Origin of the sequence: Hoeflea phototrophica DFL-43 (assembly GCF_000154705.2) — a bacterium.
GTDB classification, from domain to species: Bacteria; Pseudomonadota; Alphaproteobacteria; order Rhizobiales; family Rhizobiaceae; genus Hoeflea; species Hoeflea phototrophica.
Genome location: NZ_CM002917.1, coordinates 4,225,860 through 4,245,318, shown reverse-complemented (window position 1 = coordinate 4,245,318; position 19,459 = coordinate 4,225,860). Strand labels below are relative to the sequence as shown.

Here is a 19,459-nt window from a genome sequence, read left to right as displayed (position 1 = left end):
CCAAAGCACTATCTCATTACAACAAACATTGTTTTAACAAGCAGCTCTCCGAGTAAAACCTTAATCCCGGTCACATTTTCAAGATAAAGAAGGAGATGTGGGTATGCCTTTCGCCGTCTTGTGATTTGGTACCGTTCCAAAAGGCATCAATAGCTGTCCGGAATTCCCGTGAGGCATCTGTAAAACCGTGGGTTGCGGTCAGATTAACTCCTTGGCAGACGTATACGAGTCGTGAAGTGAACAGAACTTCCTTGATATTCCGCTAAGGAAGCCGATGCCATCAAGACTTACACAGTCTATCCACGGGGTGGCCAGTTTCAAGATAAAGATTTGGCTCTGCGTATGCCTTTCGCCGTCGGAAAATTGTTACCGTTCCAAAAGGCATCACTCCTGTCCTGAATTCCCGTGAGGCATTTGAGCAAGGAAAAGCAAATGCAGGTTTAACACCTTGGCAGCCAAATTGGATGGCCAGTTGAACTCAAACGTCTTGATATTCCTCAAGGAACAGAAAGCCATCAAGACTTACACAGTCTATCCACGGGGTGGCCAGTTTGGTTCACCGATTTGGCGCCCCAGCATGGCTGCCGACTGAAAGATACATGCGATCGAGGAGGACCACACCGGCAAGCTTAGGCTGAGAAGGAACTTGAGCACGGAAAAGAGAGCCGCCATATTAGGCTATGATTTGCTTGTGATTTTTCGCATCACGTTCAAATCGAAAACCAACAGCTTAAGCTTCCCCTTGGCAATCGTTGTGTCCTGGGTCGAGCCGCGCCCATGACCAGGTAGGAGAACGCCAGAGGCCTGGAGGGCAGAGATAAGCGAGCCAATTTGCTTCTGCCCCCCAGCACGGCTTGGAAGGCACTGTTCGCAGATGTCGACAAAGGCATCATATCGAATATAAACCTTCGATGTTTTTTGGTGTGCGAACCCGTCGAAGTCGGCAGGCAGATCAACAGAGTTCAGGGCACCGTCGCGGACCTTTAAGAACACACCCTTGGTCTTCAGCCTTGCGTGCAAAGCGCCCATGAAAGTGGTGGCATCGGCCTCATCCGGGAAGCCCGCCTTCAGGAACTCCTGATAGGCAAAGGACGTGATTTCACGCGCGCACTCTGTTGACCACGGAAGGATTTTTGCCTTGCGTGCAATTCGCGCTACTGCGAACAAACACCCTCCTTTCTCGGCGATCCTGAGCTTGGGACCTGATGCGTCTTTGGCATAGCGTTGGATGAAGTCGCGGCTGTATTTGGCCACGTCCTCTTCCAGCGTAGTCTGGACGCTAACAAGGTAGTCGATCCAAGCCCTGCCAGCTACACCATGATTTTTTGTTGCCGCAACATACAGCGCATCAGAAAGTTCGCTCGGGGTGCGCTTTTCATCATCCGGACGATATTTCCAGATGCCGCCTTCTGAAGCATCCGGAACCCTCATCTCAAGCAACCGCACCCTATCACCATCGGTTCGCTTCAATCCCCTTCTACGGTAGTGGTCTTCAACCGTTTCCGGGCTCGATGCTAAGACTGTACACCTCGCATCCAATCTCGGCAGTTGATCTCTGCCGCTTACAGATTTTGAATGCCTCTTGGGCTTTCCAGACGCGAGCGTATGTATGTCGTTTTGTAAACGCTCGAGGCCTGAGGTCTTTCCGTCACCGGCCAATTCGGTGTCATCAGGAATCAGACAAATATCTCTATGAGCAGCGGCGGTCTCGGCGAGGGCTCTTGGGGTAGAATCCCAGATCGATGCGTTCCCTAGGTCGCCCCACACTGAGACCCCGGCATTCGTTCCGGATGTTTTGCCCGTCGAACTTTGACCGGCGATGTTGACGATAAAGCCCTCTCTGATTCTGCTATAAACCAACAGGGAGCCTGCAAATGATGTGAGTAGGGCGATCGCAACGTAGGGTGACCACTTCGCCGGCACAGCGACTTCCCGCTTCCATGTCAACAGATCCCCGGCAACACCATTCGCGATACAATCATCTCGGGCACCGGGCATCAGCAATGGTTCAGCGCTTGGATCACCTACCCAATATCCGGGTAGCAAGAAGCCGCGGTTGGGATGCTCCCCTTTCCAGCCGATTGTTGGTGTCACAATCGGAACGCAGTCTTGGTTCGCGCTTTCTGCTATCTGAGCGAAGGTCGGCCACTTGTGTTTATCGGGTTCCAGTGCGCCAAGATCCATAAGTTTGTCGATGAACTGCGAGCGCTTATTGTACTCTGAGGGGCGAACGATAATTTCGCCCTCGTCCCTTCCATTGGTGCGGGGAAATGTTATCCGCAGGCGATCCGTTTTGTCGGTTTCGTGCTCATAAATAGCGACGGAATAGCTGCCGGTTGAAGGTGTTGTGTCGGTCATTTGGTAATCCCCCCTCAAAATAACGGGCTTCAAAAGTAGAATTTTCTCGGCAATATGATCGAGGAGATTTCGATGAAGACGAGCAGATTTAGCGAACCACAAATCCTGGCGATCCTGCGCCAGGCAGAAGGCGGCGTCCCGGTGCCAGAGTTGTGCCGGGAGCATGGGATGAGCACGGCCTCATTTTACAAATGGCGGGCCAAGTACGGCGGCATGGACGCCTCGATGATCAGCCAGATGAAGGCTCTGGAAGACGAGAACCGCCGGCTGAAGAAAATGTATGCCGAGATGAGCATGCAGGCCGAACTTCTGAAAGAGGCTCTTGGAAAAAAATGACGCGGCCATCTCAACGCCGGGAGATGGCCGGGAAAGCAGTGGCGTTGCGAGGGGTGAGTATTGCGCTTGCCTGCCGCACCTTCGAGGTCAGCGAGACCTGTTATCGTTACAGTGCAAAGCTGAACGACGAGAATGAGCATATTGCCGATCTCCTGATCGGACTGACGAGGGCCAAGAAGACCTGGGGTTTTGGCCTGTGCTTCCTGTATCTGCGCAACGTCCAGGGACATCGTTGGAACCACAAGCGTGTCTATCGCATCTACCGCAAACTGGAACTGAACCTGCGGATCAAGCCGCGTAAGCGTTTGAAGCGGGACAAACCGGATGCACTGGCCGTCCCGGATCAGCCAAACCTGGTCTGGTCCATGGACTTCATGGCGGACCGTCTGGAGGATGGAAGGCAGTTCCGGCTGTTGAATGTCCTTGACGACTTCAACCGCGAAGGGCTCGGCATCGAAGTGGATTTCTCGCTTCCCGCCGAGCGCGTCATCCGCAGTCTGAACCAGATCATCGAATGGCGCGGCAAACCGATGTCGATACGAGTCGATAACGGCCCCGAATATGTCAGTGGTAAACTGATGGAGTGGGCCGAAACACAAGGCATCGCGTTGAGCCACATTCAGCCCGGCAAGCCGCAGCAAAATGCCTATGTCGAGCGCTACAACCGCACAGTCCGGCATGAATGGCTCGACCAATACATCATCGAAAGCATCGAGGAGGCACAGGAGTTCGCCACGCAATGGCTATGGACCTATAACAACGAACGGCCCAATATGGGCATCGGCGGCATAACTCCCGCACAGAAACTCAAAATGGCCGCGTGAATTCTACCGCCGAGCCCCGTTAAAAACGGGGGGATTACCATTTGATTTTCCTTTTCGTGTCCTATTTCTCAGGGATCGAGACATGGTTGTGGTGTCGAGGTACGCGCGGCATTGGGATTTGCCGCGCTTACCGCGCTGGTTTCGGTGTTTCGTGAGAGTGGTTGTCCGATCGACTTCGGCGATAGCAGTGTTACGCTTCCGTCAAACCGGATTAGCCAACAGACGCATCAACAAGTGTGCTTGACGCGTCTGTTGTGGGTTTCAACGATTCCTCAGTCGTCACCTTGACGACAAGCACTCCGCTTACCGACAATTGGCTTCTTCAGCTGAAGGATCAATTTCGGCGATTGCGGCGGCGTTACACGCTTGATGTTCCGAAGGATCAATCGCGAACCGACCGCGTAATCAGCAAACCATGTGGCAAGCTCAAGAGATTGAGCAACGCTGAGGGCCTGTGGGCTGGTTCGCATGCGGGGCGTACCGTCCTTCTTGAGACGCTTTTCCAGGTACGAGGACCGCTGGTAGAACTCGTTCTTGTACGAGTAGGTCAGGCATTTCAGAAAATCGCCATCCTTGACCGAAGCCACGGATATTGGCCGATGGGCGGAGGAACCAAACTCGAACGTAACCCTGATCTCCTTTTCAACGCGGCGCTTATCGTCGCTGTTGACGAGTAGGTAGAGCTGCCCTTGCCAAGCCTTCACTATGTTGGCAAGTGAGTTGTGAGACACGTCCAGTCCCCCGACAATGATCTTGTCGGCCAGGTCAGACCGTTCGATCCGCTTCCGGACGTTCTGGATGACCCGGGTGAGGTATACCTCACCCAAAGTCCCAGGTGCCCACGTCATCCCATCAGGGACAAGGCTTGCTCTTATGAAACTCGCATTGGGTAAGTCGAGCCGGCAGGACTCGCCTACCAGGTTCACTCTAAGCCGCCGCCTGCATTTCGGGCAGGCTTCGGTCAGGCATGGTGTCCAGTTGCTGCATTTGAGGAGTTTCGCCAATCCGGAGCTTTCCAACCCGGCTTTTCGGACCCGCTTGCAAAGCAAATTCCAGCTGGTTTCCGCTTCCTCTGCTGTCTCCATACCAAGGAGCTTCTCTAACGAGCGCTGGTAGGTCATTGGCCGGTCCCCCCAACTTCCTGTGCTGGTGCAACAGATGGGGAAGCAGGCTGGTCTTGGTCATCGAACTGCGCCAAGAGCGCGCGGATGTCCTCAACTTTGTAGGCTGAGGTCCGCGGTCCCAGAGCGACCGGCTTTGGGAAGCGGCCCTCTTTCACTCCGGCGAACCAGCTTGAACGGCTGATCGGTAATGGACCATTGGGGCCCAAGATGGCGTTGAGGCGTATGAAGCCTGTGGGTGGGAGTTTCGTGCTTCTCATATCAAGGTTCCTTTGCGGTTGCGTCGTTGCCGACAACCGGAACCTGAGGTAATTTTTGCGGAATATTCTTTGTTCCGCGGAATATTCCGGACGCTATTGCGTCCTATTGGATCTGTTTGAGGCTGAAGGCGTTTTGAGCTTTATGTCCTGACCAATCAGGTACTCGCTAGCGTCTTTCAGATATTTTCTGACAGTCTTTTCATCCACGTCGATGCCGGTCAGCCTGAGATCATCCGAAATCCGCCGTGCCACGTCGGTATTTTCCCGAGAATAAAGGTCTGTACTTTGATCGTAATGAGAGACGGCTAGGCCAAAGATAATTTTTAAGAAAACACCACGGGTCTTACCGTGCAGATTTTCGTTTTGATGTGAGCTGGAGTTAGAATTCGGGCCAGCAAAGCCAACCAAGGACTCTGCAAGTTTTCCATCTAAAGCCATTTTCTGCCCATTCGCCCATTCTAAGAAGGCTGATGGGGTGATGTTTTCCGGTAACCTACCGATTTCTTGAGCACGATTAACCTGCTCGCATCGTTTGAGGTATTCTCTGAAGAATACGGATTGAGACGCAGCCGCTGTCTCATTCATCCGTTCCTCGAGTTCTTTGTTCAGTGTTGCCGTGTTCACTACCTTTGGGTCTTTTCCCATTGACAATGCGACTGCTTCTTCCGGTTTCCAGCAGGCCATTTCGAGCCAGTAGTTGAAATCTGCGTCCGCATCGTGGTGGTTGAAGAACTCCTCCTCATCAACTGCGGCCTCATCCTGAAGTTGTTCGGCACGGATCTCGTCGAATCGCTTTTCTATCCCCTCATCAGGCAACTCATTTAGCATTTGCCGATAGTTGATCGCCGCTTTAATCCACAACAGAATGGTGGAAGCTGACTTAATGTGTCGGCCATCAAGCATTTCCTCTTCAAACAAGTTAAAATTTTTCAAGGATCTTATTATGCTATACTTTATGGGGCTTGGTCCATTTGAACTATTCAGGCACACAAACATTCGCTCTGCGATTTTCTCAGCATTTGCGTCATCCAAGAGCAGGGTTATCGCACAACGTTTTCTCAAGCTCTTAAGCCCACGAAATTGGTGATCAAATAGGAATTCTATTTTCGAATTTCTGGACATTCTTGAGCAAGCCTCAGTCGTGTTAATCGTGGTTATGAGGAATCGGTAAACTTCGACCAATCCTGCATCAGGGTTCGTCTCCGGTCCAGCATATCCCCGCGCCGATAGGCGGCTTCTGTCTTGTCTGTGATGGTATGGGCAAGCGCCATCTCCACCACATCACGCGGGTAGCTGGGGGTTTCTGCTGCCCAATCCCGGAAGGAAGACCGGAAACCGTGCGCCGTGCAGGTGACTTCCATCCGCTTAAGCATGGCGAGGAACACGGCGTTGGAGAAAGGCCGGTCGCTAGCGGTACCGGAGAACAGATAGGGACTGGCGACATCCAGCTTCCGAGCCTCCTTGAGGATCTCTAGGCACCTTGTGCTCAACGGCACACGGTGAATGCGCTTGGCTTTCATTCGCACTGCGGGAACGGTCCAGATCGCCCCCTCCAGATCGATTTCTGTCCAACGCGCCTTCAGCACTTCACTGGTACGGCTGGCGGTCAATATCAGGAATTCGAAAGCAAGCCGTGCTGCTTGCCCGTCATTGGTCGATGATCGCAGCCGCGACACAAAAGCAGGAACTTCCGCATAGGGGAGCGCGGCATGGTGACCCTTATTCTTTTGCTGTTTGGGCAAACCCTTGGTGACGCCGGATGTCGGGTTCTCGCCGTGCCGATATCCGGCACTCCCTGCCCAATCCAGTACGGTCCCTATCCGTTGCCGCACTCGCCGCGCGGTTTCTGCTTTGCTCAGCCAGATTGGCGACAACACCCGCAACACATCCGGTGTCTGGATCTGGTCCACTCGCATCTCCCCCAAAACCGGAAATGCATAGGTCCTGAGCGTGGTTATCCATTGTTGCTGGTGCTTCGGATTGTCCCAGCTGGCTTTGTGATCCTTGAAAACCCTCTCCGCTGCTTCGCTGAAGGTTGGCGCATCTTCGGGCTTCTTGCGCAACTCGGCGATCGGATCGCCGCCATCACGGGCAACACGGCGGTACTGACGTGCAGTTTCGCGGGCCTCCGCCAAGGACACGATCGAAAGGCCACCAAGACCGATGTCGCGCCGTCTGCCCTGCACCATGGTACGCAGCACCCAACGCTTTGCGCCGGATGGGTCAACGATCAGATAAAGTCCGTTGCCATCGGCATACCTGCCTGGTTTACTGATCTGACGGATTTTCAAAGCGGTCAGCGCTTTATCCGGATGCAGGCCTTTTGATTTCGACATCCAAACTCTCACACACCACATTCCGTACCACATTCGGAATCAGATTGTAGCGTATTCCACTGGACGCCGTTAGACTAGCGTTTTGGATTACGAATTGATATCATTACACAAAATGGACGTCCCTGCACCTGCCTGAATTCTAAGTTCGCAGACACCCTCTCCGCCATCCCCTCGGGACCCTAAAAGCGGACATTCCCAAGTTTTTGATAGATAAGGTTTTTTTGAATCTGGCCGCCCAGAACAAGGGCTTTTGCCAATGTCAGAAACTCAGAATGTATCGTTGCCTGTATCGTCAGGCGTATCATCCCTAAACGCGGAAATGATTTCCGCAAAGCAGGCTCCCAAACGCCCTCGATCATCGCCCGGATTCAGCTCATACGCCGGGGGCTGCTGAATGTGATCTCATCAAGGGCGTATATGATATCGTGAGCGCCCTGTTCCAGCAGCAAGTTCCGGTGCGAACCCTCCAAGCCTTCAAGGTGAGCCCCTCCCAGGAAGCCGATGGTGTGCATGCCGGCAGACCTTCCTGCCTGAATGCCGAAGGCAGAATCTTCGATGACAATGCATCGTTCCGGCTTCGCCCCCAAGGTGTTGGCCGCATGCAAAAAAAGATCTGGAGCAGGCTTGCCCTGATTGACTTGTTCCGAGCTGAAGACGTGACGGAACCGTGAGGTTAAGCCTATAATGTTCAAAGCAAAATTGATCCGTTTCAAGCTGCCGCTTGAGGCGATGCAATAGGGTAGGCCGAGCTCGTCGAGCCGGTCCAACAGACTGACGACACCGGGGAGCGAGGCTAACTCCTTTTCGAAGCGGTCGAACAGAACCGAATACCAATGCTTGTCAAAGCCATCCCATATCCCATTCGGGTTCAGGGTGTTTGCCTCGGTCTTTATCTGGCCAACTGATTTGCCCAGAAACCGCCGCTGGACCTCGGGCAGCTCCAGTTGCACCCCAAAATCGTTCAGGGCGGTTTGCAGAGATGCCAGCGAGATCAGCTCGCTGTCTGCGATCACGCCGTCGAAATCAAAGATCACGAGATCAGGGATGCCAAACGAACGACCGGGGCTGTCGCTGAGGCTTGCCAGGAATGCCTGGCCCTTATCGAAGTGCACGGCCATCACGATCAAACTGGTGCATGCGTGTTTCGGGAATCTTCAAACCGATTTCATCTCCGACGGAGGTTTGGTCGTCTCCATCAACCCGCGCGACAAGTGTTGGCCCATCCTCAATCGCCAGATAAAGCAGATTCTCGCCTCCCAGCTGTTCCTTGTTCTTGACTGAAGCATCAAGGTTTCCCCCACCCTTCGGTGCGATGACAAGATGCTCGGGGCGGCAGCCAACATAGACCGTATCAGGGCGAAGCGGCAGATTGCTCATTCCCTTGAGTTCAAACACATTCATGGCCGGGGAGCCGATGAATTCAGCCACGAATTTGCTGTCTGGCGTATGATAGATTTCCATCGGGGTCCCGACCTGCTCGACGCGGCCGCCATTGAGAACAACGATCTTGTCAGCCATCGTCATGGCTTCCACCTGATCGTGAGTCACATAGATCATCGTTGCGGCCAGTTGCTTGTGCAGGGACTCGAGCTCCACCCGCATTTGAACCCTGAGCTTTGCGTCAAGATTTGACAGCGGCTCATCAAACAGAAAGACCGCAGGATTCTTGACAATGGAGCGCCCGATGGCGACCCGCTGACGCTGCCCGCCGGAAAGCTGGGACGGCTTGCGGTCAAGGTAGTCTGTCAGTTGCAGGATGCGCGCGGCTTCCATGATCCGGTTGTTGCGTTCGTCGGCAGCCACGCCGTTCACCTTCATGCCGAACTCCATGTTCTGTCGTACGGTCATATGGGGATAAAGCGCATAGGATTGGAAAACCATGGAGACGTCGCGGTCCGCAGGTTCGGCATGAGACACGTCTTTGCCGCCGATCAAAAGGGTGCCTGAACTGATGCTTTCCAATCCTGCGAGTGCACGCAGAAGCGTGGACTTTCCGCAACCCGATGGTCCGACAAAGACGACAAACTCGCCATCGGATATGTCCAGGTCCACGTCAAATAGCGCCTGCATCTTGCCGTAAAATTTATTGATTTTCCGGATTTCAACGGTTGCCACCTTGGAACTCCTCCATATCCAGTTTTCCTATCTCAGATGTCTGGCCAAAAAAAGGGCTTGCATTTCTGAACCAGTCCCAATTACATTTGTAATCACGCAGAGACATATGAATGTCAATCATTTACTGCGATAAGGGAGGAGATCGAATATGAGTGTGAAGAAACTACTGTGTTCAGTGGCTTTTGCGGGGCTCATGGCCACCAACGCAATGGCTGAAAGCCATGGCTGGAGCCTGGCTAAAGCGGCCGAGCCTTATGCTGGGACCACGGTTGACGTTGTGTTTCTGCTGCGCCCCGGCTACGAGGCAATTGAGGCGATGCTGCCTGAGTTCGAGGCCGAAACCGGCATCAAGGTGAACATCATCAAGCATCCCTACGAAAATGCGCTTGGTGAGCAGGTCCGCGATTTCGTCGCTGGCGGCGATCTCGATGTTGCCTTGATCGATCTTGTGTGGATCGGCAACTTCGCGGAAAATGACTGGATTGTGCCGCTTGCCGATGTTCAGGCCAAGTTCCCCGATACCGTCGATCCGGACTTGGATATTGATGACTTTTTCCCGCTCGTGCTGAACGCCTTTGGTGGCTGGAACGATACCATTTATGGGCTTCCGGTGGACAACTATTCGGGCCTGATGTTCTACAACCGCTGCATGCTCGAAGCGGCAGGTTTCGATGGCCCGCCTGAAACATGGCAGGAGTTGAAGGACGTTTATGGTCCGGCTCTGACAAAGGACGGCAAATATGCATTTGCGCTTCAGTCCAAGCGCAATGAGACCCAGTCCGCGGATAGTTTTGCCCGCATGATCTGGCCGTTTGGTGGGTCGTTCCTGAACGCCGAATTCAAATCCAACCTGAATTCGCCAGAGTCGCAGGCGGGTCTCAAGTTCCGTCAGGAGCTGATGCAGTACATGCCCGACGGGATTGTGGCCTATGACCATGCTGAAGTCGTCAACGGCTTTGCGCAGGGCGATATTGCGATCATCACGGAGTGGTCGGCATTCTACTCCAGTGTGGTGTCGCCGGAGACGTCGAAGGTTGCCGATTGCGTCGAGATCGCTCCGGAGCCGAAGGGGCCGGCCGGCCGCAAGCCTGCTCTTGGCGGCTTCTCGATGGCTGTGGCAAGCCAGGCGGATGAGGCCGAGCAGGCCGCTGCCTATCTGTTCATTCAGTGGGCAACATCAAAGGCCAATGCTGTAGAGTATGTCGAACGTGGCGGCGTGTCCGCACGGCAATCGGCTTATGCCGATCCCAAGCTGGCCGAGACCTTCAAATACATCCCGGCCCTGGTCGAGAGCTGGCAGGAAGGTGTGCCTGAATTCCGTCCCCGTTTCGCGGAATGGCCTGAAGTCACCGAGGTGGTGCAGGAGTGGGGCACAAAGATGATGCTGGGTGAAGTGACCACCGAAGAAGGTGCTCAAGAGATTGGCACCCGTATGGAAGCGATCCTCGAGGCTGCCGGCTACTATTCCGGTGCGAAGCCACTCGCGCAGTAACACTTCGCGCAGTAACATTGACGAGAAGCGGAAGCGGCGCGCCATGCGCCGCTTCCACAATGGCTGCCGGGATACACTCTATGCGCGGACAGGTTTCCAAACGAACTATATTTGCCTTCATAGGTCCGGCCGTGCTTGGCTTGGCTTTGGTCGGGATTGCTCCGCTTCTCTATGCGGCTTGGACATCCCTGCATTTCTTCAATCTGACCAAGCTCAAGAACGTCGAGTTTATTGGCCTTGCGAACTATTGGACCGTTTTGACGGACGAAGTGTTCTGGCAGGCCATGGGACGAACTTTCTTCCTGTTGGGTACCGCGCTCCCGTTGCAGCTGGTTTTTGGCCTGGGGGTCGCATTGGTGCTGCACAAGCCGGGGCTCACCCTTCTGAAGACTCTGGCCCGTCTTTCCCTGGTCCTTCCAATGGCAACCACCTATGCGGTTGTCGGTCTGCTGGGACAGGTGATGTTCAACCAGAAATTCGGCGTCATAAACCAGTTGCTCGGCGGAGCCGACATCAACTGGATCGGTGATCCAACCAATGCATTCGCCATGATCATTTTCTGGGATGTCTGGCAATGGACGCCATTCGTGGCCTTGGTGCTGCTTGCGGGGCTGACCATGGTTCCTGGTGAGGTCGAAGAGGCAGCCCGGCTTGAAACCAAGAGTTGGTGGACTGTTCTTCGCTATGTGCAATTGCCGTTCTTGCTGCCTGGTCTTGTGGCGGTGCTGATCTTGCGCACAGCAGACACGCTTAAACTGTTCGATATGGTCTTTACATTGACCCGTGGCGGGCCTGGCGCTGCGACCGAATTCATTTCCCTGATGATTCAACGTGTCGGTTTTCGCGGTTTCGATCAGGGCCTTGCCTCGGCGCAGGCGATCATCCTGCTGATCATTACAATCATTCTGGCGCAGATCTATATTCGCGTCTTCTACAAAGAGGTTTGAGTGATGAACACGCCCCGCTCCCTCGCCTCTCAGATTGTCTTGCTTCTCATCATCATCACGATTTGCGTGTTTCCATTTTACTGGATGGTCACCACTTCGCTGAAAACCCAGATCGTGGCTCTTGAATCGCCACCCGTCTGGATATTCGAAGCGACATTGAACAACTACCGCGAGGCGTTGTTTGAAGATGGCGTGCTGCGCACCCTGATCAACTCGCTGGTCATCGCGGTGTCCACCACATTGCTTGCCCTCCTGCTGGGTGTGCCGGCAGCCTTTGCTCTGGCCAGGTTCGAGTTTCGCGGCAAAAAGGACCTTTGGTTCTGGTTCATCACCAACCGTATGGTGTCACCCATCGTGCTGGCGCTGCCGTTTTTTCTGATCGCCCGCAATCTGGGTATTCTGGACAAGCACTTTACGCTGGTTCTGATCTACCTGACGTTCAACCTTCCGATCGTGATCTGGATCGTGACCGATCAATTCCGCGGCATTCCCTATGATTTGGATGAGGCGGCGCGTCTTGAGGGGGCCTCGCAATTCACCATCATGCGGAAGATCTGTCTTCCCCTGGCGATGCCGGGCGTGGCGGTCTCGGCGATCTTTTCGTTCATTTTTTCCTGGAACGAGATGATGTTCGGCCTGATCTTGACACGGTCCGAAGCAAAAACAGCGCCGGCGATGGCGGTGTCCTTTATGGAAGGCTACAACTTGCCTTACGGCAAGATCATGGCCACCTCGACTTTGATCGTGATTCCGGTGCTGATCTTTGCGCTGATTGCATCTAAACAGTTGGTGCGTGGCTTGACCATGGGTGCGGTGAAGTGAGACGTGCAACCTCAACGGAGTGCGGTGTGGGCGACATGATTTTGCGTCCGAAGCCCTCTGAAATCTAGAGGGGTGCTATGTCGCGAAGTATCAAGATCGATCAAATAGATGAAGAAGAGCAACTTCTTGTCCGTCTGGCATGGGCCTGCGAAATCGAAGGGCTGACACAGGCAGATGCTGCTGCCCGGTTTGGAATCACACGGCTGCGGGTCAACAAGGCACTTGGTGAGGCGCGCCGCCGTGGAATCCTGAGGATCAGTATTGATTCGATCTACGCGGCAGCGGCTGATCTTGAATGGCAGCTTGAGCGTGCCTTCGGTCTTTCGCGTGCTTTGGTCGTGCCGTCAGCAGAAAACCCGGCCTCTGTTACGCCATTGATCAGCGCGGGGCTGGGCAGTTATTTGGGAGTGGTTCTTTCGGATCCCAGCCTGCACACTTTCGGCATGTCATGGGGCAATACGCTTAATCTCGCCACCCGCTTCATGCAGCCGATCGACCGCCCCGATCTGGAGATCGTGTCGATCATGGGCGGTATTGCGCGCGGGTCGGATGTAAACGGCTATGAGATCACAACGCGCCTGGCAGATCTCTGCAATGCGGAACACAGCTTTTTCACCGCCCCCTTGTTTGCCAGCAGTGCGGCCAGCCAGAAGATGTTCATTCAACAAGACGTCGTTGCCGAGATGCTGGACAAGATCCGCGCATGCGGCGCGGTTGCATTGGCAACCGGGGACTTGTTCAGTTCGCTCTTGGTCCGGGATGCCCTTCCCAAGGATATCGATGTTGAAGAGCTCAGGGCACTCGGCGGGGTTGGCGACATTATCGGGCTGGTTCTCGATGAAAGCGGTGCGCTCATCGACCACCCGGTGAACCAGCGCGTCATCGGCGTCTCGCTGGACGATCTTATGACGATACCCAACGTTATTCTGGCCGCCGGAGGGCCGCACAAGGTGGCTGTTATAAATGCTGCTCTGCTGCGCGGCTTTGTGAACACGTTGGTGACAGACGAGTATACGGCGCGCGCGTTGCTGGAAAAGACCATGTCGGTCGACGCCGGCGGCTCGAAAGATTAGAACGGGAAAGCGGGGAGAGACATGCCGATTGCACTGGTCTTGGAAGCGAAGAACCAACTGGCGCTGAGAGAAATCGAACTGTCAAGCACCCTGGCCAGGGGTGACGTGCGGATCGCTGTTGACACCGTCGGTGTCTGCGGCAGTGATGTGCACTACTACACCCATGGCAAGATTGGCCCGTTTGTGGTCAACGCCCCGATGGTGCTTGGGCATGAGGCGTCAGGCGTGGTGACCGAACTCGGGGAGGGGGTGTCGCATCTGGCCGTCGGGGATCGTGTCTGCATGGAGCCGGGCATACCCAACATGGCCTCCAAAGCCAGCAAGCTCGGCGTGTACAATGTCGATCCCGATGTGCGCTTTTGGGCGACCCCACCGGTGCACGGGTGCCTGACACCTTCGGTAGTCCATCCCGCGGCCTTCACCTACAAATTGCCTGACAATGTCAGTTTTGCCGAAGGTGCGATGGTTGAACCCTTTGCAATCGGCATGCAGGCCGCAACCCGTGCCCGGATCAAGCCGGGTGACGCGGCTCTGGTCACAGGAGCTGGCCCAATTGGAATCATGGTCGCGCTCGCGGCTTTGGCTGGAGGATGTTCCAAGGTCTATATCTCTGATCTGGTTGACGAAAAACTGGCGGTGGCTGCGCAGTATGGCAATATTCATCCAATCAATGTGACCAAAGTGGATGTGGCGGAGGTTGTGCGTGCCGGGACGGCAGGATGGGGCGCAGATGTGGTCTTCGAGTGTGCTGGCGCAGCAAAGTCGGTGCAAACCGCCCTCGAGGCTGTGGCCCCCGCGGGCTGTGTGGTGTGGGTCGGCATGCCCGTGGATCCGGTTCCGGTCGACATCGTGCTGGCGCAATCCAAAGAGATCCGTATGGAAACGGTGTTTCGCTATGCAAACATGTATGACCGTGCGATCGAAATCCTCGCGTCGGGCAAGGTCGATCTTAAACCATTGATCTCACAAACCTTTGCATTTGCCGATAGCATCAAAGCGTTTGATCGCGCAGTTGAGGCGCGCCCGGCCGATGTCAAGATCCAGATCAAAATGCAGGGCGTCTGAGGTATGGAAATGTCCAGAGACAAATTGGCAGAATTGGTGTTGGACGAGTTGCGTCCAGGTCTGAGTGGTCCTGTTCTGGACCAGATAGACGGGCTTTCGTCCACGTTGGCAGAGGCGAAGCGGATTGTCTGCCACGGTGTGGGCCGCGAAGGGTTGATGATGAAGGCGCTGGCGATGCGGCTTTTCCATCTGGGGCTTGATGCCCATGTGGCGGGTGACATGACAACCCCTCCGGTGGGTGCCGGCGATCTGCTGTTCGTTAGCGCAGGGCCAGGAGAGTTCTCTACCATTGCGGCTCTGGCACAAGTTGCGCGGGCGGCTGGCGCACGCGTGGTGTGCATCACCGCGACCCCGGAAGGACCGGTGCCGAGCGGCGCTGATCTGGTGATCCATCTGCCTGCCCAAACAATGGCATCAGATCAGGGTGCTGCTGCACGATCCATACTGCCAATGGGCTCGCTTTTTGAAGCGTTGATGTTCCTGTTCTTTGAATTGCTTGTTCTTGATCTGCGAGACCGGCTTGGCCTGGCGCCCGAGGCTATGCGCGCCAATCACACCAATCTGGAGTAAAGCATGTCGTGTTGGGAAAGCCGTTTTTCTCTTACAGGCCGCACCGCCCTTGTGACTGGAGCCTCGTCGGGGATCGGTTATGCCATCGCCGAGGTCTTTGCAGATGCCGGCGCCGATGTCATTGGACACGGGCGAGACCGGGACAGGTTGGCGGCATTGGCAGATGTGGTGCGCGCAAAAGGCCGCAGGTTTACGGCAACAACCGGGGATCTGGCCCTTGCCGCGGACACTGCAGAAGTCGCGCGAAAGGCATTGGCGGCAGCCGATGAGCGTATTGACATCCTGGTCAATTCGGCCGGAATCGCTGTCACCGGCCCTGTGGTGGACTATCCCATTGACGCCTGGATGCGCACGATTGCCGTTAACCTGACCGCGCCCTTTATCCTGTCGCAAGCCTTGTTGCCGGGGATGATGGCCCGCAAGATGGGAAAGATCATCAATATCTCATCCCAGACCGGAGTCATCGCCCTTCAGGATCACGCGGCCTATGCCACTTCCAAGGGAGGGCTGAATGCGTTGACCAAATCACTGATGGTCGAGGCGGCGCCACACAACGTGCAGGTCAACGCAATCTGCCCGACCGTGGTGTTGACTGAAATGGGCAAGGAACTCTGGTCGGCGCCTGAGAAAAAGGATCCGTTCATCGCACGGACCCCCCTGGGGCGGTTTGGTAAGCCGGTCGAGATTGCGGATATGGCGCTTTATCTGGCCTCACCGGCATCAGACCTCGTCAATGGCGCGGTCATGATGATCGAAGGCGGTCATTCAAGCATATAGGGAGGGGTTGAGATGGGTGATCTGAAGGGCAAGGTCGTTGCAATCACGGGTGCGGCATCGGGCATAGGGCTGGCTTGTGCGACTGAATGCCTGGCAGCCGGTGCGCGGGTTGCCTTGGTCGATCGTGATGCCGCAGCTCTGAACAAGGTTTGCGACGATCTGGGCCAGGGAGCCTACCCCATCGTCACCGACCTGTTGAAGCCTGAGAGTGTGGCGCAGATGCTGCCGCAGATCTTGGACGCGGCAGGCCGGCTTGATGTGTTCCACGCCAATGCGGGAGCCTATGTCGGGGGTGATGTCCTTGAAGCTGATCCGGACCAGTGGGACCTGGTGCTCAACCTCAACATCAATGCGGCCTTCCGCTCGATCCATGCGGTTCTGCCGCATTTTGCCGCACAAAAAGCTGGAGATGTTGTTCTCACCAGCTCGATTGCCGGGATTGTGCCGGTGGTCTGGGAGCCGATCTATACGGCCTCCAAACATGCAGTGCAGGCCTTTACTCATACGGTGCGGCGGCAGATGTCCAAGCATGGGGTCAGGGTGGGAGCGATTTTGCCCGGTCCTGTGGTCACGGCCCTGCTCGATGACTGGCCCAAGGCAAAGATGGAGCAGGCTTTGGCTGAAGGCAGCCTGATGCAGCCTAAGGAAGTCGCCGACTGCGTGGTTTTCATGCTGACAAGGCCTTCAAATGTGACCATTCGCGACTTGGTACTCTTGCCCAACGCTGTGGATCTGTAGATGGCGGGTCCTTTTTTTGTCGGAGTGGATGTCGGAACCGGTAGTGCACGCGCCGGAATTTTCGATGCGGTGGGAACCCTGCTGGCCAGTCGGAAACACGACATCCGGATGTGGCGTGAAACGGGCGAGATTGCCGAGCAATCTTCCGTCAATATCTGGGACGCCGTTTGTCGTTCGGTCCGGGATTGCGTCGCGCAGGCTGGGGTGCAGGCCGATCAAATCAAAGGCCTGGGTTTTGACGCCGCATGCTCTCTGGTGATGTTGGACGGGCAGATGCAGCCGCTTTCTGTCAGTCTGACGAAAGACGCGGAACGCAATGTGATCGTTTGGATGGATCATCGTGCCATGGATCAGGCAGAGCGGATCAATGCTGCGGGTCACCGCGTGCTTGACTATGTCGGCGGGCGGATTTCACCGGAAATGCAAACGCCGAAACTGCTCTGGCTCAAGGAGAACCTGCCGGAGAATTTTGCATTAGCGGGGCAGTTTTTTGACCTGGCCGATTTTCTGACCTGGGCTGCAACAGGATCGCTGACGCGCTCTGCCTGTACGGTGGCGTGCAAATGGACCTATCTGGGCCATGAAGACAGGTGGGATTCCAGTTACTTCCGTCAGATCGGGTTGGAAGAACTGGCAAGTGAGGACTATGCCCGTATTGGCCAGACGATTGTGGCTCCGGGTACACCCTTGGGCAATGGTTTGAGTGATGCGGCCGCGAAAGCCCTTGGTCTTCGCCCGGGAACGCCAGTCGGGGCAGGGCTGATAGATGCGCATGCCGGCGGCATCGGGACTGTCGGCGCAGACAAGGATTCTGGCCCCGAGGTGATGATGGGCTATGTCTTCGGAACCTCTGCCTGCACCATGGCGTCCTCGGTGCAACCGCATTTTGTATCGGGCGTCTGGGGTCCCTATTACTCGGCAATGGTTCCGGGGCTGTGGCTCAGTGAAGGCGGTCAGTCTGCCGCCGGCGAAGCCATTGCGCATCTGATCAGTTGTCATCCCGCCCGTGCGGAAGCGCAGGCCCGCGCCGATGCTGCCAATCAGACTGTTCAGGCCTATCTGATCAGCGAAGCTCAGCGACGCTGCCCTGATTTGAGCAGTGCTGTGACTATGGCTGGCGCGCGGATCATCGTGCCCGAGTTTTTGGGCAACCGGGCACCCTATGCTGATCCTCATGCTACGGCGGTTGTCTCCGGCCTTACATTGGAGACTGGATTTGATGATCTTCTGGCGTCTTACATTGCCGGAATTTTCGGGGTTGGTTATGGGCTGCGACAGATCATCGAGGCGCAGCGCGCGCATGATTTCGCGCCCCATGCTGTCGTCATTAGCGGCGGGGCTGGTGAAAGCGATATGATGAAGCAACTTCTGGCTGATGCAAGCGGAGTGCCGATCCTTTCGATCACATGTCCCGAGCCGGTGCTTCTTGGAGCGGCCATGCTGGGTGGGGTTGCATCCGGGCATTATGGCTCGTTGCAAGACTGCATGAAGACCATGTCGCATATCGGAAAGCGTTTCGAACCCGCTGGAGAGGGCTTCGCCCGGCATCACGACGCGCGGTTCAAGGCCTATCTGGCGCTTCAGCATGCGGATCGTGACCTGCGGACGGCGTTGAAAGACCTTTGAGGGCACAGGAGGCTGGTATGCAGGGATTTGGTGTTCACACAAGCATGTGGACGATGCACTGGGACCGGGACGGCGCGGCACGGACCATTCCGGAGGCTGCGCGCTACGGTATGGATTTCATCGAGATCGCGCTTCTTGATAGCTCGGTCGTTGATGCGGACCATACGCGGGGCCTTCTTGAAAAGCATGGCTTGCGGGCCGTCTGTTCGCTCGGCTTGCCCAAGGAGAACTGGTGCTCGGTCAACCCGGAGGGGGGCATCGCGCATCTCAAAGACGCAATCGATACTGCCGCCCGTCTGGGGGCGGAAGCGCTTTCGGGGGTAACTTATGGCGGCATAGGAGAGCGCAGTGGCTTTCCCCCAACCCAGGCCGAGTATGACAACGTCGCTTATGCTCTGACAGAGGCAGCACGCCACGCGAAAAGCCGCGGCATAGCCTTTGGGATTGAACCGGTGAATCGTTATGAGACCCACCTTATCAATACTGCCTGGCAGGCGCGCGACATGATCGAAAAGGTGGGGTCCGACAATATCTTTATTCATCTGGACACCTATCATATGAACATAGAGGAAAAGGGTGTTGCCAACGGCATCCTCGATGCCCGCGAGCACCTGCGCTATATTCATCTCTCTGAAAGTGACCGTGGGACTCCCGGTGAGGGATGTTGTGACTGGGACGAGGTTTTTGGCGCGTTAGCTGCAATTGGTTTCAAAGGCGGCTTGGCCATGGAGAGTTTTGTAAATATGCCCCCACAGATTGCACATGGTCTTGCCGTCTGGCGTCCGGTTGCCCGGAGCTTTGAGGAGGTGATGGACCGTGGCCTGCCTTTCTTGCGCAACAAGGCGAAGCAATATCGGCTTGTTTAACGCTGGGACCGACAAATTACAGCCTTTAATAATAACGAACCGCGAAATTCCAAGCGGTTGCAACGCTTTCTCTACAGCGGTTTTCGTGGTGGCGTCGCCTTAATCGAGTCTGGAGTGAAAGCAGCCTTTGACG

18 protein-coding genes are annotated in these 19,459 nt (G+C 55.5%); 11 read left to right on the top strand and 7 right to left on the bottom strand.

The annotated features are described in order from the left end of the window. Positions 1-678: 678 nt before the first annotated feature. Complete coding sequence (locus HPDFL43_RS20080; protein ID WP_040449396.1) at positions 679-2,358, bottom strand: DUF927 domain-containing protein; 1,680 nt, start codon at positions 2,356-2,358, stop codon at positions 679-681. A 72-nt stretch (positions 2,359-2,430) separates the two neighbouring features. Between HPDFL43_RS20080 and HPDFL43_RS20070 the strand changes: the two genes are divergently transcribed. After that, positions 2,431-3,518, top strand: a protein-coding gene (locus HPDFL43_RS20070) for an IS3 family transposase (RefSeq protein WP_156970198.1) whose coding sequence is annotated in 2 segments (ribosomal slippage) — positions 2,431-2,686 and positions 2,686-3,518 — 1,089 coding nt in all. Because the reading frame shifts where the segments join, the coding sequence is not laid out codon by codon here. A gap of 272 nt (positions 3,519-3,790) precedes the next feature. Here the strand turns inward: HPDFL43_RS20070 and HPDFL43_RS20065 are convergent. The 6 genes from HPDFL43_RS20065 to HPDFL43_RS20035 form a co-directional block, all read right to left on the bottom strand. Further along, positions 3,791-4,639 (bottom strand): hypothetical protein, encoded by an 849-nt coding sequence (locus tag HPDFL43_RS20065; protein ID WP_007199253.1) that lies wholly within the window; start codon positions 4,637-4,639, stop codon positions 3,791-3,793. After that, on the bottom strand, positions 4,636-4,899 hold the full coding sequence (locus HPDFL43_RS21805) for a helix-turn-helix transcriptional regulator (protein ID WP_007199252.1): 264 nt from the start codon (positions 4,897-4,899) through the stop codon (positions 4,636-4,638). The genes HPDFL43_RS20065 and HPDFL43_RS21805 overlap by 4 nt, the downstream gene beginning before the upstream one ends. A 93-nt stretch (positions 4,900-4,992) precedes the next feature. Further along, entirely contained in the window at positions 4,993-5,832 is an 840-nt protein-coding gene (locus HPDFL43_RS20055) for a hypothetical protein (RefSeq protein ID WP_156970347.1), read from the bottom strand. 221 nt (positions 5,833-6,053) lie between these two features. Next, on the bottom strand, positions 6,054-7,235 hold the full coding sequence (locus HPDFL43_RS20050; RefSeq protein WP_040449393.1) for a tyrosine-type recombinase/integrase: 1,182 nt from the start codon (positions 7,233-7,235) through the stop codon (positions 6,054-6,056). 368 nt (positions 7,236-7,603) lie between these two features. Continuing rightward, positions 7,604-8,353, bottom strand: a complete 750-nt coding sequence (locus HPDFL43_RS20040; RefSeq protein ID WP_007199248.1) for an HAD family hydrolase — start codon at positions 8,351-8,353, stop codon at positions 7,604-7,606. Next, positions 8,334-9,350, bottom strand: a complete 1,017-nt coding sequence (locus HPDFL43_RS20035) for an ABC transporter ATP-binding protein (RefSeq protein ID WP_007199247.1) — start codon at positions 9,348-9,350, stop codon at positions 8,334-8,336. The genes HPDFL43_RS20040 and HPDFL43_RS20035 overlap by 20 nt, the downstream gene beginning before the upstream one ends. A 148-nt stretch (positions 9,351-9,498) precedes the next feature. On the opposite strand from HPDFL43_RS20035, the gene HPDFL43_RS20030 reads away from it, so the two are divergent. From HPDFL43_RS20030 to HPDFL43_RS19985, 10 genes are all read left to right on the top strand, one after another. Then, the gene (locus HPDFL43_RS20030) at positions 9,499-10,842 is read left to right on the top strand and encodes an ABC transporter substrate-binding protein (RefSeq protein WP_040449390.1); all 1,344 of its coding nucleotides are present in this window, start codon (positions 9,499-9,501) and stop codon (positions 10,840-10,842) included. Between the two features lie 80 nt (positions 10,843-10,922). Further along, positions 10,923-11,789, top strand: coding sequence for a carbohydrate ABC transporter permease (locus HPDFL43_RS20025; RefSeq protein ID WP_084594734.1), 867 nt, complete (start codon positions 10,923-10,925; stop codon positions 11,787-11,789). 3 nt (positions 11,790-11,792) lie between these two features. Continuing rightward, positions 11,793-12,611, top strand: a complete 819-nt coding sequence (locus HPDFL43_RS20020; RefSeq protein WP_007199244.1) for a carbohydrate ABC transporter permease — start codon at positions 11,793-11,795, stop codon at positions 12,609-12,611. A 77-nt stretch (positions 12,612-12,688) separates the two neighbouring features. After that, on the top strand, positions 12,689-13,684 hold the full coding sequence (locus HPDFL43_RS20015; protein WP_007199243.1) for a sugar-binding transcriptional regulator: 996 nt from the start codon (positions 12,689-12,691) through the stop codon (positions 13,682-13,684). A gap of 21 nt (positions 13,685-13,705) precedes the next feature. After that, on the top strand, positions 13,706-14,749 hold the full coding sequence (locus HPDFL43_RS20010) for an NAD(P)-dependent alcohol dehydrogenase (RefSeq protein ID WP_007199242.1): 1,044 nt from the start codon (positions 13,706-13,708) through the stop codon (positions 14,747-14,749). Between the two features lie 9 nt (positions 14,750-14,758). Continuing rightward, positions 14,759-15,319 carry an SIS domain-containing protein gene (locus tag HPDFL43_RS20005; RefSeq protein ID WP_040450608.1) on the top strand — a complete coding sequence of 187 codons (561 nt, stop codon included), beginning with the start codon at positions 14,759-14,761 and terminating at the stop codon, positions 15,317-15,319. Positions 15,320-15,322: 3 nt separating this feature from the next. Next, entirely contained in the window at positions 15,323-16,096 is a 774-nt protein-coding gene (locus HPDFL43_RS20000; RefSeq protein WP_040449388.1) for an SDR family NAD(P)-dependent oxidoreductase, read from the top strand. A gap of 12 nt (positions 16,097-16,108) precedes the next feature. Next, positions 16,109-16,834, top strand: a complete 726-nt coding sequence (locus HPDFL43_RS19995) for an SDR family oxidoreductase (RefSeq protein WP_007199239.1) — start codon at positions 16,109-16,111, stop codon at positions 16,832-16,834. Next, a complete protein-coding gene (locus tag HPDFL43_RS19990; protein ID WP_007199238.1) occupies positions 16,835-18,460 on the top strand; it encodes an FGGY-family carbohydrate kinase in 1,626 nt (541 codons plus the stop codon). Positions 18,461-18,477: 17 nt separating this feature from the next. Beyond that, positions 18,478-19,326, top strand: coding sequence for a sugar phosphate isomerase/epimerase family protein (locus tag HPDFL43_RS19985; RefSeq protein ID WP_007199237.1), 849 nt, complete (start codon positions 18,478-18,480; stop codon positions 19,324-19,326). Positions 19,327-19,459 lie beyond the last annotated feature (133 nt).

Coding starts and splice junctions, on each gene's coding strand:
- HPDFL43_RS20080 (WP_040449396.1), bottom strand. CDS start 2,358: ATGACCGACACAACACCTTCAACCGGCAGCTATTCCGTCGCTATTTAT.
- HPDFL43_RS20065 (WP_007199253.1), bottom strand. CDS start 4,639: ATGACCTACCAGCGCTCGTTAGAGAAGCTCCTTGGTATGGAGACAGCA.
- HPDFL43_RS21805 (WP_007199252.1), bottom strand. CDS start 4,899: ATGAGAAGCACGAAACTCCCACCCACAGGCTTCATACGCCTCAACGCC.
- HPDFL43_RS20050 (WP_040449393.1), bottom strand. CDS start 7,235: ATGTCGAAATCAAAAGGCCTGCATCCGGATAAAGCGCTGACCGCTTTG.
- HPDFL43_RS20040 (WP_007199248.1), bottom strand. CDS start 8,353: ATGGCCGTGCACTTCGATAAGGGCCAGGCATTCCTGGCAAGCCTCAGC.
- HPDFL43_RS20030 (WP_040449390.1), top strand. CDS start 9,499: ATGAGTGTGAAGAAACTACTGTGTTCAGTGGCTTTTGCGGGGCTCATG.
- HPDFL43_RS20025 (WP_084594734.1), top strand. CDS start 10,923: ATGCGCGGACAGGTTTCCAAACGAACTATATTTGCCTTCATAGGTCCG.
- HPDFL43_RS20020 (WP_007199244.1), top strand. CDS start 11,793: ATGAACACGCCCCGCTCCCTCGCCTCTCAGATTGTCTTGCTTCTCATC.
- HPDFL43_RS20015 (WP_007199243.1), top strand. CDS start 12,689: ATGTCGCGAAGTATCAAGATCGATCAAATAGATGAAGAAGAGCAACTT.
- HPDFL43_RS20010 (WP_007199242.1), top strand. CDS start 13,706: ATGCCGATTGCACTGGTCTTGGAAGCGAAGAACCAACTGGCGCTGAGA.
- HPDFL43_RS20005 (WP_040450608.1), top strand. CDS start 14,759: ATGTCCAGAGACAAATTGGCAGAATTGGTGTTGGACGAGTTGCGTCCA.
- HPDFL43_RS20000 (WP_040449388.1), top strand. CDS start 15,323: ATGTCGTGTTGGGAAAGCCGTTTTTCTCTTACAGGCCGCACCGCCCTT.
- HPDFL43_RS19995 (WP_007199239.1), top strand. CDS start 16,109: ATGGGTGATCTGAAGGGCAAGGTCGTTGCAATCACGGGTGCGGCATCG.
- HPDFL43_RS19990 (WP_007199238.1), top strand. CDS start 16,835: ATGGCGGGTCCTTTTTTTGTCGGAGTGGATGTCGGAACCGGTAGTGCA.
- HPDFL43_RS19985 (WP_007199237.1), top strand. CDS start 18,478: ATGCAGGGATTTGGTGTTCACACAAGCATGTGGACGATGCACTGGGAC.